Origin of the sequence: Mumia flava (assembly GCF_002797495.1) — a bacterium.
GTDB lineage: Bacteria > Actinomycetota > Actinomycetes > Propionibacteriales > Nocardioidaceae > Mumia > Mumia flava.
Genome location: NZ_PGEZ01000001.1, coordinates 2,879,477 through 2,894,009, shown reverse-complemented (window position 1 = coordinate 2,894,009; position 14,533 = coordinate 2,879,477). Strand labels below are relative to the sequence as shown.

Annotated in this window: 14 protein-coding genes; 7 read left to right on the top strand and 7 right to left on the bottom strand. The window is 70.4% G+C overall.

Annotated features, from left to right (window positions below):
- Window positions 1-51: 51 nt before the first annotated feature.
- From CLV56_RS13450 to CLV56_RS13440, 3 genes are read right to left on the bottom strand one after another with little or no spacing between them, the layout of a single operon-like run.
- Window positions 52-798 carry a succinate dehydrogenase/fumarate reductase iron-sulfur subunit gene (locus tag CLV56_RS13450; protein WP_039352621.1) on the bottom strand — a complete coding sequence of 249 codons (747 nt, stop codon included), beginning with the start codon at window positions 796-798 and terminating at the stop codon, window positions 52-54.
- Window positions 795-2,774, bottom strand: coding sequence for a fumarate reductase/succinate dehydrogenase flavoprotein subunit (locus CLV56_RS13445; protein ID WP_100414955.1), 1,980 nt, complete (start codon window positions 2,772-2,774; stop codon window positions 795-797). Before CLV56_RS13445 ends, CLV56_RS13450 begins: the two co-directional genes overlap by 4 nt.
- A 4-nt stretch (window positions 2,775-2,778) precedes the next feature.
- Entirely contained in the window at window positions 2,779-3,495 is a 717-nt protein-coding gene (locus CLV56_RS13440; RefSeq protein WP_039352618.1) for a succinate dehydrogenase cytochrome b subunit, read from the bottom strand.
- Window positions 3,496-3,583: 88 nt separating this feature from the next.
- Here CLV56_RS13440 and CLV56_RS13435 point away from each other — a divergent pair, with 88 nt between their 5' ends.
- Window positions 3,584-4,510 carry a LysR family transcriptional regulator gene (locus CLV56_RS13435; RefSeq protein WP_039352616.1) on the top strand — a complete coding sequence of 309 codons (927 nt, stop codon included), beginning with the start codon at window positions 3,584-3,586 and terminating at the stop codon, window positions 4,508-4,510.
- Window positions 4,511-4,514: 4 nt separating this feature from the next.
- Here CLV56_RS13435 and CLV56_RS13430 read toward each other — a convergent pair whose 3' ends face one another.
- From CLV56_RS13430 to CLV56_RS13415, 4 genes are all read right to left on the bottom strand, one after another.
- Window positions 4,515-5,585 (bottom strand): YihY/virulence factor BrkB family protein, encoded by a 1,071-nt coding sequence (locus tag CLV56_RS13430; RefSeq protein WP_100414954.1) that lies wholly within the window; start codon window positions 5,583-5,585, stop codon window positions 4,515-4,517.
- Window positions 5,586-5,633: 48 nt separating this feature from the next.
- The gene (locus tag CLV56_RS13425; RefSeq protein ID WP_039352613.1) at window positions 5,634-6,143 is read right to left on the bottom strand and encodes a 2'-5' RNA ligase family protein; all 510 of its coding nucleotides are present in this window, start codon (window positions 6,141-6,143) and stop codon (window positions 5,634-5,636) included.
- Window positions 6,144-6,306: 163 nt separating this feature from the next.
- Window positions 6,307-7,323 carry a tryptophan--tRNA ligase gene (trpS, locus tag CLV56_RS13420; RefSeq protein WP_039352610.1) on the bottom strand — a complete coding sequence of 339 codons (1,017 nt, stop codon included), beginning with the start codon at window positions 7,321-7,323 and terminating at the stop codon, window positions 6,307-6,309.
- A gap of 62 nt (window positions 7,324-7,385) precedes the next feature.
- Window positions 7,386-8,693, bottom strand: coding sequence for a hemolysin family protein (locus CLV56_RS13415; protein WP_039352607.1), 1,308 nt, complete (start codon window positions 8,691-8,693; stop codon window positions 7,386-7,388).
- A gap of 40 nt (window positions 8,694-8,733) precedes the next feature.
- Between CLV56_RS13415 and galK the strand changes: the two genes are divergently transcribed.
- From galK to purU, 6 genes are all read left to right on the top strand, one after another.
- Window positions 8,734-9,852 (top strand): galactokinase, encoded by a 1,119-nt coding sequence (gene galK, locus CLV56_RS13410; protein ID WP_039352605.1) that lies wholly within the window; start codon window positions 8,734-8,736, stop codon window positions 9,850-9,852.
- 92 nt (window positions 9,853-9,944) lie between these two features.
- Entirely contained in the window at window positions 9,945-10,775 is an 831-nt protein-coding gene (locus tag CLV56_RS13405; RefSeq protein ID WP_039352701.1) for a prephenate dehydratase, read from the top strand.
- A gap of 164 nt (window positions 10,776-10,939) precedes the next feature.
- Window positions 10,940-11,332 (top strand): thioredoxin, encoded by a 393-nt coding sequence (gene trxA, locus CLV56_RS13400; protein ID WP_039352603.1) that lies wholly within the window; start codon window positions 10,940-10,942, stop codon window positions 11,330-11,332.
- Between the two features lie 178 nt (window positions 11,333-11,510).
- A complete protein-coding gene (locus tag CLV56_RS13395) occupies window positions 11,511-12,077 on the top strand; it encodes a PadR family transcriptional regulator (RefSeq protein WP_039352600.1) in 567 nt (188 codons plus the stop codon).
- Window positions 12,059-13,582: a DHA2 family efflux MFS transporter permease subunit gene (locus CLV56_RS13390; protein WP_100414952.1), complete on the top strand. Its 1,524-nt coding sequence runs from the start codon at window positions 12,059-12,061 to the stop codon at window positions 13,580-13,582. The genes CLV56_RS13395 and CLV56_RS13390 overlap by 19 nt, the downstream gene beginning before the upstream one ends.
- 18 nt (window positions 13,583-13,600) lie before the next feature.
- Entirely contained in the window at window positions 13,601-14,464 is an 864-nt protein-coding gene (purU, locus tag CLV56_RS13385; protein WP_039352597.1) for a formyltetrahydrofolate deformylase, read from the top strand.
- Window positions 14,465-14,533: the final 69 nt, after the last annotated feature.

Sequence of the window (14,533 nt, the reverse complement as noted above, 5' to 3'; positions counted from 1 at the left end):
GCGGGAGTCGTTCGTCGAGGCCGAGCGGAGCGAGGATCGAGACGCCGTACGTCAGGCCTTGCCCTTGGCGAGGGCGCCGAGCAGGTCGCGGTTGAGTCGCGAGATCGTCGACAGCGGGATCCCCTTCGGGCAGGCCGCGGTGCACTCACCGATGTTCGTGCAGCCGCCGAAGCCCTCGGCGTCGTGCTGCTCGACCATCCCGAGCACGCGCGAGTCGCGCTCGGCCTGCCCCTGCGGCAGCAGGCCCAGGTGGGTGATCTTCGCGGCCGTGAACAGCATCGCCGACCCGTTCGGGCACGCGGCGACGCAGGCGCCGCAGCCGATGCACGTCGCCGCCTCGAACGCGTGGTCGGCGTTCTCCTTCGGCACCGGGATGTTGTTGGCCTCGACGGCCGATCCGGTCGGAGCGCTGATGAAGCCGCCGGCCTGGATGATCCGGTCGAACGCGCCACGGTCGACGACGAGGTCCTTGACGACCGGGAACGTGCCCGAGCGCCACGGCTCGATGTCGATCACGTCGCCGTCGTTGAAGGAGCGCATGTGCAGCTGGCACGTCGTCGTACGCTCCGGGCCGTGCGCCAGCCCGTTGATGACGATCCCGCACATGCCGCAGATGCCCTCGCGGCAGTCGCTGTCGAACGCGATCGGCTCCTCGCCGGTGACGGTGAGGCGCTCGTTGAGCACGTCGAGCATCTCGAGGAACGACATGTGCTCGGAGACGTCGTCCAGCTCGTAGGAGACCATCTGGCCCTCGGCAGACGGGTTGGCCTGCCGCCACACACGAACGGTGATCTTCACTTGTAGCTCCGCTGCTTCATCTCGACGTACTGGTAGACCAGCTCTTCCTTGTGCAGGACCGGCTTGCCGCCGTCCTCGCCGCCGTACTCCCAGGCGGCGACGTAGGCGAACTCGTCGTCGTGACGCAGCGCCTCGCCGTCCTCGGTCTGGCTCTCGACCCGGAAGTGACCACCGCAGGACTCGCGGCGGTGCAGCGCGTCGATGCACATCAGCTCGCCGAGCTCGATGAAGTCGGCGACGCGGTTGGCGCGCTCCAGGGTCTGGTTCAGCTCCTCGTTCGTGCCGGTGACCTTGACGTCGCGCCAGAACTCGGTCTTGAGCTCACGGATCAACTCGATCGCCTTGAGCAGGCCGCCCTCCGAGCGGGCCATGCCGCAGTACTCCCACATGATGTTGCCGAGCTCACGGTGGAACGAGTCGACGGTGCGGGAGCCGTTGATCGACAGCAGCTTCTCGATCCGGTCGGTGACCTGGGTCCGTGCCGCGACGGCCTCGGGGTGCGACTCGTCGAGCGCCTCGTACGGCCCGTCGGCGAGGTAGTTCGCGAGGGTGTTCGGGAGCACGAAGTAGCCGTCGGCGAGGCCCTGCATCAGCGCGCTGGCGCCGAGACGGTTCGCGCCGTGGTCGGAGAAGTTCGCCTCGCCGGTCACGAACAGGCCGGGGATCGACGACTGGAGGTCGTAGTCGACCCACAGCCCGCCCATCGTGTAGTGCACCGCCGGGTAGATCCGCATCGGCGTCTCGTACGGGTTCTCGCCGGTGATCTGGGCGTACATGTCGAAGAGGTTGCCGTACTTCGCCTCGACCGCCTTGAGCCCCAGCCGGTCGATCGCGTCACCGAAGTCGAGGTAGACCCCGAGCCCGCCGGGGCCGACGCCGCGGCCCTCGTCGCAGACGTACTTCGCGGCGCGCGACGCGATGTCACGCGGCACCAGGTTGCCGAACGAGGGGTACTGGCGCTCCAGGTAGTAGTCGCGGTCCTCCTCGGGGATCTGGCGCGGGTCGCGGTCGTCACCGGCCTTCTTCGGGACCCAGATCCGGCCGTCGTTGCGCAGCGACTCGCTCATCAGGGTCAGCTTCGACTGGTAGTCGCCGGAGACCGGGATGCAGGTCGGGTGGATCTGTGTGTAGCACGGGTTGCCGAAGTAGGCGCCCTTGCGGTGCGCACGCCACGTCGCCGTGACGTTGCTGCCCATCGCGTTGGTCGAGAGGAAGAAGACGTTGCCGTAGCCGCCGGAGGCGAGCACGACCGCGTCGGCGAAGTGGGTCTCGATCTCGCCGCTCACCATGTCGCGCACGATCACGCCGCGGGCGCGACCGTCGACGACGATCAGCTCGAGCATCTCGTGCCGCGTGTTCATCTCGACCGTGCCGGCGGCGACCTGCCGCTCCAGCGCCTGGTACGCGCCGATCAGCAGCTGCTGGCCGGTCTGGCCGCGGGCGTAGAACGTGCGAGAGACCTGCACGCCGCCGAACGAGCGGTTGTCGAGCAGACCGCCGTACTCGCGGGCGAACGGGACGCCCTGCGCGACGCACTGGTCGATGATCTCGACCGAGACCTGCGCGAGGCGGTAGACGTTCGACTCGCGGCTGCGGAAGTCGCCGCCCTTGACCGTGTCGTAGAACAGCCGGTAGATCGAGTCGCCGTCGTTGCGGTAGTTCTTCGCCGCGTTGATGCCGCCCTGCGCGGCGATCGAGTGCGCCCGCCGCGGGCTGTCCTGGTAGCAGAAGCTCTTGACGTGGTAGCCGCCCTCGCCGAGGGTCGCGGCCGCCGAGGCGCCCGCCAGACCGGTGCCGATGATGATCACGCTCAGCTTGCGGCGGTTCGCCGGGTTGACCAGCTTGGCCTCGAAGCGACGGGTGTCCCACCACTGCGCGATCTCGCCGCCGGGCGCCTTGGTGTCGGCGACCGGAGAACCCAGCTCGTACAGATCGGTGAAGGCGTCGGTGCGTTCGTTGACGTTGACGTTGGTCATGGAATCAGCCCACCCATCCGAAGAAGATCGCGAACGGCGGCAGCAGGAACCCGATCGTGATGATCGCGGCCAGCGCGTAGGCGAGGACGTTGAGGTTGCGGCGCGCGCGGGCGCTGGTGTTGGCACCCAGCGTCATGCACGCGGCCCAGATGCCGTGGCGCAGGTGGAACGCGACCGCGAGCAGCGCGATCGTGTACGCGAGCACCATGTACCAGACTTCGAACGTGTTGACGACCCGCTCGTACGGGCTGCCGGACGCGCCACCGGGGTGGATGTCGTTCGTCGTGAGGTTCAGCAGGTGGAAGATGATGAACGCGAAGATGATGACGCCGCCCCAGCGCAGCGTGAACGACGCGTAGGAGCGCTGGAAGCCGCGGCGGTTCTGGGTCGACCGGTAGCGCCGGCCGCCCACCGCACCGCGGGCCTTGCGGTCGCGGATCGTCAGCGTCACCGCCGAGTAGATGTGCGCGATGATCGCCGCGAGGAGCACGACGCGGACGATCCAGAGCGCGCCCTCGTACGGAAGGAGCGGCTCGCCCAGCGTCCGCAGGTGGTGCGCGTACTCGTCGAAGGCAACCTGGCCGCTGAAGACCTTGAGGTTGCCGTACATGTGCAGGAGCAGGTAGCCCACCATGATGAGGCCGGAGACCGCCATCAGCGCCTTCAGCGCCACGGTGGACCGCCTCGCGGTGACCCGCTTGGTCGTCTCGGTTGTCGCCACCCGATCACGATAGGACGAACGGATGCAGGTGCGCTAAGTCATACTGAGGCTCACTTTCATAGCCGTTGGCTATGGAACACTGGGAGGCGTGCAGATCCAGCAGCTCGCCTACTTCGTCGCCGTGGCCCGCACCCGGCACTTCACGCACGCCGCCGACGAGTGCGGCGTCTCGCAGCCGAGCCTGTCGAAGCAGATCCGCGTCCTGGAGAACTCGCTCGGCACCGCGCTGTTCGTCCGCGAGCGCGGCGCCGTGTCGCTGACCCCGGCCGGCGAGGCCCTGCTCCCCCATGCGCAGGAGATCCTGATCGAGGTCGACGAGGGCCTGCGCGCAGTGCGCGAGGTCTCCGGGCTGCAGCGCGGCCGCGTCCGGATCGGCGCCACGCCGTCGATGTGGGACGGGCTGATGTCGGGCACGCTCGCGGCGTTCCGCGCGGCCCACCCGGGCATCGAGCTCGAGGTCACCGAGGGCGGGTCGCGCACCCTCACCCGCGGCCTGGGACGCGGCGACCTCGACCTGGCGCTCGTGATCGTCCCGCTGCGCGCCGGCGACCCTGACCTGGTCGCGACCCCGCTGCTGCGCGAGCGGCTCGTGCTGGCGAGGCCGGCGGGGACGCCGTCACGCTTCGGCGACGACCCGATCGCGGTGGCCGATCTCGAGGGTGTGCCGCTGGTGACGTTCCGCGAGGGCTACGACCTGCGCGACACCACGACGAACGCGTGCCTCGACGCCGGCTTCGAGCCGACGCTCGCGATCGAGGGCGGCGAGATGGGAGCGGTGCTGCGGTTCGTCGAGGACGGGCTGGGGTACGCGGTGGTGCCGCCGATGGTCCTCGCGTCGCGTCCCGGGCTGCGGGGCACGCCGATCGAACGACCGCGGCTCACACGGACGATCGCGCTGGCGCACCGCCGTACGGAGGCCCTGCCGCTCGCGTCGCAGGCGTTCCGCCGGATGCTCGTCGAGCACCTCGGCGCCACCGCCGACGAGCCGGGCGGCCCCGAGGTCGACCGCGCCTGACGCGTCAGGCGCCGCGCTTCTTGTCCCAGCGCACCCACGCCCACGCCGCCGCGACGATTCCCGCCCCGACGAACGCAGCGCGTCCGACCGCGCCCGCGTCCTGGCGCTCCGGCGCACGTCCGACCGGCGTGATCGCCGCGGTCCCGGGTGACGGGACGGTCTCGACGCGCGGCACCACGGCCCGGTGCCGCGCCGCTCTCGAGGTCACCGCCCAGCCCGCGCCGTACACGATCAGCTGGGAGAAGTAGTAGATCCAGACCAGCATCGTCACCGCCACCGTGAAGGTCGCGAGAGCGCCGCCGGCGACGTTGCCCAGGACGAACGAGGCGAGCTGCTTGAGGATCTCGAAGCCGACCGCCGCGAGCAGCGCCCCCTGCCACAGCGAGCGGTTCGGCACGTCGGTCCCCGACAGGAGCTTGTACATGGTGAAGAACAGCAGAGCCCCGCTGGCCACGCCGAGCAGCACGCTCAGGACACCGATCCCGAGCTCCGCCACGCCGCTGCGGACGCCGACCAGATCGAGGAGGTCGCCGACGTACTGCGTGACCGCACCGGAGATGCTGACCGACAGGATCAGGACGACGCCGGTCAGGATCAGCACCGCCAGGTCCCGCAGCTTGCCGGGGACGAACCCGAACTCCCGCTGCTCCGGGACGTCGAACATCGTCGCGAGCACCGCCCGCATCCGCGAGATCCACCCCAGCCCGGTGTACAGCAGGAGCACGGAGCCGATCCCGATCACCGCGTCGCTCGAGCCGGCGATCTGCTCGATCGAGATCTGCCCCGTCGGCGGCGGGTCCTCGGTGGTGATGATGCCCGGGAAGACCTCGCTGACCGCGGTCGCCAGCGCGTCGTCGAGGTCGGGGAACCACTGGCTGACCTTGCCGATCAGGCCGAACGCGAGCGCGAGCAGCGGGAAGACCGACAGGAAGCCGAAGTAGGTGATCGCACCGGCCAGCAGCGTCCCCTTCACCGCACCGACGTACTGGACCATCCGGACGACGTGGTCGAGCAGCGGCCACCGACGCCGCTGGCGCTCGAACCACTCCTTCAGCCGTGCGATCAGGTCCCCCACCTCTTCCTCGCCGGTCGTACGGTCCGCCGGTCGCGCGTGTCGCGCGTGTCAGCCGAGCGTGAACTCCTGCGACGGGCTCCAGCCATCCGCATCATCGTGCCGGTACAGCGCGAAGGAGCGCACCTCGAAGTCGCACTCGAAGTCCGCGAGCGTCGCGTACGCGCGGTCGAGCGCCGCGTCGTCGAGGTGGTGGGCGACGGTGACGTGCGGGTGGTACGGGAACTCGAGCTGGCCGACCAGCAGTCCGTCGCGCACGTGCTTCGCGAGCACCTCCGTGCTGGAGATCCCCTCGCTGACCGCGACGAAGACCACGGGCGAGACCGGGCGGAACGTGCCCGTCCCCCGCAGCCGCATCGGGAACGGGTCGACCGCCCGCGCATCGTCGGCGAGCTTCTCGTAGACCTTCGGCAGATCGGTGTCCTCGACCTCGGTCGGCGGGAGCAGCGTCACGTGGCTGGGGATCCGCGCCGCCTCCGGGTCCCCGAAGTCGGCGCGGTGCGCCCGCAACTCGCTGCCCCAGGGTTCGGGGACGGGAATCGCGACGCCGATCGTGGGCATGCGGACACCCTAGCGGCAGATCGGCGGTCGCAGTCGAGGCCGCAACGCCGTACGACGCGTCTCGATCCGGAACCTCTCCGGTGGTCGAGGCGCGAGCGGAGCGAGCTCCCTCCGGTGGTCGAGGCGCGAGCGGCGCGAGCGATCGAGACCGAACCCGCCCCGATCAGCGGGCGCGGACGAATCCCACCCGGTCGTACGCCGCGTCGAGCGTGGCCTGCGAGACCTCGCGCGCACGCGCCGCACCCTCGCCGAGGATCCGGTCGAGCTCGGCCCGGTCGTCGAGCAGCTCCATCGTCGCCGCGCGCAGCGGGCCGACGAAGTCCGCCACGATCTCGCTCAGGTCGACCTTGAACGCGCCGTACCCCTGCCCGGCGTACTGCCCCGCGATCTCGTCGACCTTGCGGCCGGTGAGCGCGGAGTAGATCGTCAGCAGGTTCGAGACGCCGGGCTTCTCCTCGCGGTCGAAGCGCACCTCGGCCTCGGAGTCGGTCACCGCCGACCGGATCTTCTTCGCCGCGGACTTCGGATCGTCCAGCACGTCGACGATCCCCTTCGGCGACGACGCGGACTTGCTCATCTTGATCGTCGGGTCCTGGAGGTCCACGATCTTCGCGGTGTCGGCGATGATGATCGGCTCGGGCACGGTGAAGGTCTCGCCGAAGCGGCCGTTGAACCGTTGCGCGAGGTCGCGGGTGAGCTCGAGGTGCTGACGCTGGTCCTCGCCGACCGGCACGCCCTGGGTCTGGTAGAGCAGGATGTCCGACGCCATCAGCATCGGGTACGTCAGCAGCCCGACCGAGGCCTGGTTGAGGCCCCCCCTGGCCGCCTTGTCCTTGAACTGCGTCATCCGCTGCGCCTCGCCGAGGCCGGTGATGCAGTTCAGGACCCACGCGAGCTCCGCGTGCTCCGGGACATGGCTCTGCACGAACACCGAGGCCCGCTGCGGGTCGAGCCCGAGGGCCAGCAGCTGCGCGACCGAGCGGTACGTCCGCTCCCGCAGCGCGGCCGGGTCGTAGTCGACCGTGATCGCGTGCATGTCGACGACGCAGTAGAAGGCATCGTGGTCGTCCTGCAGGCGGATCCAGTGCTGCAGGGCACCCAGGTAGTTGCCGAAGTGGAACGAGTCGGCGGTCGGCTGGATGCCGGAGAACACACGGGGACGCGAGGACGGATCGGGCATGCTCCGATTCTGCCAGCAGGCTCCGCGCTCCGGTCCACCGGATTTGCCCGGGCGGGTGCGGCTCAGCCCTCGTCGAGCCCCAGCTCGGCCCGGCCCTCGTCACGCTCCAGGCGCAGCTGCGCGACCCTCCGACCGTCCTTCGCCGCCACCACGAGCCGGAACCCCTCGTACGTGACCACGTCGTCGACCTCCGGGATCCGCCCGAGCCGCGCCGTCACGTACCCGGCGACGGTCTCGTACGGGCCGTCGGGCAGCGCCACCCCGGTCTCGTCGGCGAAGTCCTCGATGTTCAGCAGACCCTCGACGACCATCGTGTTGCCGACGAACCCCGTCGCGGCCCGCTCCGCGGTGTCGTACTCGTCGCGGATGTCGCCGACGACCTCCTCCACGAGGTCCTCGAGCGTCACGATCCCGTCGGTGCCGCCGTACTCGTCGATCACGATCGCGAGGTGCACGCCCGCGCGACGCATGTCGGTCATCGCGGCCAGCACGTTGCGGGTCCCCGGGATCACGACGATGTCGCGGACCAGCTCACCCACCCGTACGGAGCGGCCCTGCATCGCGGGGTCGAACAGGTCGCGGACGTGGACGAACCCCTCGACCTCGTCGGCGGTGCCGCGGATCACCGGGTAGCGCGAGTGCGGCTGCTCGCGGGCCAGCTCGACCGCCTTGTAGACGGGCATCGAGGCGTCCATGAAGTCGACCTCGGTCCGCGGCAGCATGACCTCGCGGACGTGCCGGTCGCCGGCGGAGAAGACGTCGTCGACGATCCGCCGCTCCTCGTCCGAGAGCCCCTCGGTGGTCTGCACGAGACCGCGCAGCTCGACGTCGGTGATCTCCTCGCGGGCCGCGGACGGGTCGCCGCCGAGGATCCGGACGACGAAGTTCGTCGAGACCGACAGCAGCCAGATCACCGGCGTCGCGATCCGGGCCATCAGGTCGACGCCGGGCGCGAGCGCCATCGAGAACGCGACGGCGTGCTGCATCGCCAGGCGCTTCGCACTGAGCTCGGAGAAGACGATCGACAGGTACGAGATCAGGATCGTGATCCCGACCAGCGCGACCACGGACGCGACGCCGGGCGCCATCCCGGCGTCCTCGAGGACGGGGCTCAGGTCGCCCGCGAGCGTCGCTCCGCCGAAGGCCGCCGACAGGAATCCCGACAGGGTGACGCCGATCTGCACGGCGGACAGGAAACGGTTCGGGTCCGAGGCCAGCCGGGCCACCGTCGCACCGCGCTTGCCCCGGGTCGCGATCTCGGCGAGCTGCGAGTCACGGATCGAGACCAGGGCCATCTCCGCGGCCGCGAACACTCCACCGACGATGATGAACAGCCCGACCAGGGCCACGTTCCACAGGGTCTGGTCCACGCCGACAGCCTAGCCAGGCGCCGTAGTCCAGGATGGGGCCATGAGTGCGCACGAGAAGGCGGCCGACGGCGAGGTCACGACCTGGGCGGCTCCCGGCCGGGTGAACCTGATCGGCGAGCACCTCGACTACCTCGGCGGCCCGGTCCTGCCGATCGCGATCGACCGGCGCACGACCGTCAAGGTCCGCCGCCGTGACGACGGCCGCGTGCGGGTCTGGTCGGGGATAACGGAGAAGTCGGTCGAGTTCGGTGTCGACACCGCGCCGGGCGACGTCCAGGGCTGGGCGCGCTACGTCGCCGGCACGGTCTGGTCGCTCGCGCAGGCGGGGCACCGGGTCTCCGGCGCCGACCTCGTGATCGACTCCGACGTGCCGCTCGGCGCCGGCCTGTCGAGCTCGGCCGCGATCGAGTGCGGGGTCGCGGTCGCGCTGGCCGGGATGGAGGGGTGGTCGCTCGACCCGATCGAGACGGCGCTGCTGTGCCAGCGCGCCGAGAACGACTACGTCGGGGCGCCGACCGGCTCGATGGACCAGCTCGCGGCGATGTGCGGGCAGTCCGGCCACGCCCTACTGATCGAGACCGCTCCGACGCCGCCGACCGTCGAGGCGGTGCCGGCCCACTGGGTCGCCGACGGGTACGCGCTGGTCGTGATCGACACGCAGGCACGCCACAGCCTCGCCGACGGGGAGTACGGCAAGCGGCGGGCGCAGACCGAGGAGCTCACCGGTCTGCTGGATCTCGAGGTGCTGGCGACCGCGCCGCCGGACGCCGTGCTGAAGGTCGACGACCCGGTGCTCAAGGCGCGGCTGCGGCACGTGATCACCGAGACGCAGCGGGTGCGCTCGGCCGTACGGGCGCTGTCGTCGCGTGACTGGGCGCAGTTCGGCCAGCTGATGTCGGCGTCGCACGCGTCGCTGCGCGACGACTACGAGGTGAGTGCTCCGGAGCTGGACCTGGCGGTGGAGACCGCGCTGGAGAACGGCGCGCTCGGTGCGCGGATGACCGGCGGCGGGTTCGGCGGGAGCGCGATCGCGCTCGTCGACGCCGAGCGGGTCGAAGCGCTGACCGAAGCGGTGGTCGCGGCGTTCGCGCGGGTCGAGTTCACGGAGCCGCGGACGTTCGTGGTCGCGCCCGAGGACGGCGCCGGCCGCATCGGCTGAGCCGCTGCTGCGATGATGGCGCGGTGACCGTCGACGCTGCACCCGACACCGCCGGATCCGGCACGCCCGCTCCCGGCCAGGGCCCGCGCCGGATCGCCTATCAGGGTGAGCCCGGCGCGAACTCGCACATCGCCTGCGCCGACGCGTACCCGGACGCCGAGCCCGTCGCGTGCGCGTCGTTCGAGGACGCGTTCGCCGCCGTCAGCGACGGGAGCGCAGACCTGGCGATGATCCCGATCGACAACACGCTCGCGGGCCGCGTCGCGGACATCCACCACTTCCTGCCGACCAGCGGGCTGCACATCGTCGGCGAGTACTTCCTGCCGATCCACTTCGACCTGCTCGTCGTCCCGGGGACGGCCATCGACCAGGTCCGCGAGGTCCACAGCCACGTGCACGCGCTCGGGCAGTGCCGCAAGATCATCCGCGAGCACGGGTTCGTCCCGGTGATCTCCGGCGACACCGCCGGCGCCGCGCGCGAGGTCGCCGAGTGGGCGGACCCGACCAAGGCCGCGCTCGCGACGCCGCTGGCCGCGCAGACGTACGGGCTGGAGACGCTGGCGCGGCACGTCGAGGACGAGGACCACAACACGACGCGGTTCGTGGTGCTGTCGAGGACCCCGGATGTCCCGCCGGTGGGGATCGGGCCGACGGTGACGACGTTCATCTTCAACGTGCGCAACATCCCGGCGGCGCTCTACAAGGCGCTCGGCGGGTTCGCGACCAACGGCATCAACATGACCAAGCTCGAGAGCTACATGGTCGGGGGTGCGTTCGCGGCGACGATGTTCCTCGCGGAGGTCGACGGGCATCCGGACGAGCCGGCGCTCGCCCGGGCGCTCGAGGAGCTGGCGTTCTTCTCCACCGAGGTGCAGGTGATGGGCGTCTACCCAGCGCACCCGCACCGCGCCGAGAACCCCTGAGGGCGGGCGCTTCCCTCAGTGTCGAAGAACGTTGACACGGAGTGACCTCGATCTTCGACACTGACGCGGGCGTGCCGTACGGGAGCGCGCCGGGAACATGTGCGGCCGGTCCGCTGTTGAACCAGGCGAGAACGGACTTCCCGACACGATCGGAACGGATAGACATGGCAACGACCGCCCTGACCGCTGACAGCTTCATGGACACGATCTCCTCCGACGGGATCGTGCTGGTGGACTTCTGGGCCTCCTGGTGCGGCCCGTGCCGCCAGTTCGCGCCGGTCTTCGAGGCCGCGTCGGAGTCCCACGAGGACATCACGTTCACCAAGGTCGACACCGAGGCCGAGCAGGAGCTCGCCGGTGGCCTCCAGATCACCTCGATCCCGACGCTGATGGCGTTCCGCGACGGCATCCTGCTCTTCAACCAGCCCGGGGCGCTCCCCGCTACGGCGCTGGAGCAGGTGATCGACGCGGTACGCGAGGTCGACATGGACGAGGTGCGCGCCGAGGTCGCCAAGCAGCAGGCGGAGCAGTCCGAGAACGGTGACGCCCCGGCCTGAGGGGTCTCGATCGTCGCTTCGCTCCGCCTCGACCAGCGGGGGGAAGTCGCTCCGCCTCGAGCAGTGGCGGAACCGACAGAAGGGCGGGACACGATCACGTGTCCCGCCCTTGGTCGTGTCCGAGGCCCGACGTAATATTCCACCTGGAATAATCCGCACCGACCACACAGGACCGCCGATGGCCGCTCTCACCCCGCTCGCGATCTCGACGATCGCGCTGCTCGCGGAGCGGCCGATGCACCCGTACGAGATGCTCCAGCTGCTGATCGAGCGGCGCGACGACCGGCTGCTCAAGGTGCGCGCCGGCTCGCTCTACCACACGATCGAGCGTCTCGAGCGCGACCAGCTCGTCGAGGCGGTCGGCACCGAGCGGTCGGGCAACCGCCCGGAGCGCACCACGTACGCGATGACCGACGCAGGTCGCGACGCGCTCCGCAGCGCGGTCACCGACCTGCTTCGTACGCCCGTGAACGAGTACCCGCGCTTCCCGTTCGCGCTCAGCGAGGCGCACAACCTCCCGGCCGACGAGGTCATCACGCTGCTCGCCGAGCGCCGTGACGCCCTCGCAGCCGACGAGGCCGAGCTGGAGTCCGTGATCGTGCGCGCCCACGAGCGCGGCGTCCACGAGGCCTACTGGTTCGTCGCCGACTACCTGCTCACCGTCCACCGCGCCGAGCTCGCCTGGATCGACCGGCTGCTCGACCGCCTCCGTACGAAGGACCTCGCATGGCCGCACCCGCAGTGACCGACGCCGAGACCCGCAGCCCGTGGCCGGCGCTGTGGGCGCTCGTGATCGGGTTCTTCATGATCCTGGTCGACACCACGATCGTGACGGTCGCGATGCCGGCGATCATGGAGTCGTTCGACGCCGACGTGTCGACGGTCGTGTGGGTCACCTCCGCGTACCTGCTCGCGTACGCCGTCCCGCTGCTGGTCACGGGACGGCTGGGCGACCGGGTCGGACCGAAGCGGGTGTACCTGACCGGGCTCGCGCTGTTCACCGCCGCGTCGCTGTGGTGCGGGCTGACCGGGACGATCGAGATGCTGATCGCCGCCCGGGTCGTGCAGGGGCTCGGCGCGTCGATGATGACGCCGCAGACGATGTCCGTCATCACCCGGACGTTCCCCGCGGACCAGCGCGGACGCGCGATGAGCCTGTGGGGCGCCGTGTCCGGCGTCGCGATGCTCGTCGGCCCGATCGCGGGTGGGCTGCTCGTCGACGGGCTGGGGTGGGAGTGGATCTTCTTCGTGAACGTCCCGGTCGGGATCGTCGGCTTCGTGCTGGCGATGCGGCTCGTCCCCGCGCTCCCGACGCTGTCGCACCGCTTCGACCTGCTCGGCGTCGCGCTCAGTGCCGTCGGGATGTTCCTGCTGGTCTTCGGGATCCAGGAGGGCGAGACGTACGAGTGGGGGACGATCACCGGGTTCGTGACGGTGTGGGGTCTGATCGCGACCGGCGTGGTCGTCCTCGGGATCTTCGTGGTCTGGCAGCGGGTCAACCGCGCGGAGCCGCTGGTGCCGCTCAGCCTGTTCCGGGACCGCAACTTCTCGCTGTCGGCGGTGGCGATCGCGACGATCGGCTTCGGCATCACGGCGATGTCCTTCCCGGTGATGCTGTGGGCCCAGGTGGCGCGCGGCTACACCCCGACCCAGGCCGGGATGCTGCTGATCCCGATGGCCGTGCTCGCGTCGGTGCTCGCGCCGTGGGTCGGCGGGCTGGCCGACCGGATGCACCCGCGCATCCTGTCCGGCATCGGGATCGGGTCGTTCATCGTGGCGCTGGTGTGGCTGGGGATGACGCTGAGCGCCGACGTCCCGGTCTGGCAGATCCTGCTTCCGATCTCGCTGCTCGGAGTCGCGAACGGCTTCATGTGGGGTCCGACGACCTCCACCGCGACGCGCAACCTGCCGATGGACAAGGCCGGCGCCGGCTCCGGGATCTACAACACGATGCGTCAGGTCGGCGCCGTGTTCGGCAGTGCGGCGATCGCGGCCATCATGACCGCGCGGCTCGCGGTCGAGGTGCCCGGAAGCGGCGACGTCTCCCCCGCGGAGATGGGGTCTGCCGGCGGCTCGCTCCCGGCGCAGGCGGTCGAGGGGTTCAGCTCGGCGATGGGCCAGTCGCTGCTGCTCCCGGCCGCGGTGCTCGTGATCGGGCTGGTCGCGGTGCTCTGCTACGCCCGTCCGACGCAGCTGCGCCCGGGCCGCCGCCGCGAGGTCGCAACGGCGCCCGCTGCCGCGGCGGACTGACGCCGTACCCTGTCGGTCATGTCCGAGGTGCCGACGTACGTCCTGACCCTGACCTGCCCCGACCGCCCGGGGCTGGTCCACGCGATCTCGTCCTGGGTGGTCGAGCAGGGCGGCAACATCCTGGACGCACAGCAGTTCACCGACGCCGACGGCGGTCGCTTCTTCCTGCGGGTGCACGTCGAGCCGACCAGCGGCGAGGCGTACGACACCGAGCGGCTGCGGGCCGCGTTCGCGCCGGTCGCGGAGCAGCACGCGATGACCTGGAGCCTCGTGGTCGCGGAGGCCCCGTGCCGCACGCTCGTGCTGGTCTCGAAGGAGGGTCACTGCCTGAACGACCTGCTGTTCCGGCAGAGCATCGGTGCCCTCAACATCGAGATCGCCGCCGTCGTCTCCAACCACACGGTGCTGGAGCGCATGGCCGCCTCGTACGACGTGCCGTTCCACCACGTGCCCGTGACCAAGGAGACGAAGGCGGACGCGGAGGCTGAGATGCTCCGGCTCGTCGACGAGCTCGACGTCGACCTCGTCGTGCTCGCGCGCTACATGCAGATCCTGTCCGACGACGCGTGCCGTGCGCTCGAGGGCCGCGCGATCAACATCCACCACAGCTTCCTGCCGAGCTTCAAGGGCGCCCGCCCGTACCACCAGGCGCACGACCGCGGCGTGAAGCTGATCGGCGCGACCGCGCACTACGTGACCGCGGACCTCGACGAGGGGCCGATCATCGAGCAGGACGTGACGCGGGTCGGGCACCAGATGGGCCCGAGCGCGCTCGTCCAGGCGGGGCGCGACGTCGAGACGCGGGTGCTCTCGCGCGCGGTCGGCCTGCACGCCGAGCAGCGCGTGCTGCTCAACGGCGCCCGTACGGTCGTCTTCCCCTGACCCTTCCGACCACGATTCGTCGAGTTCCGGCGCCAATCGCAGGCACGGATCCGACCGGAAGTCGACGAA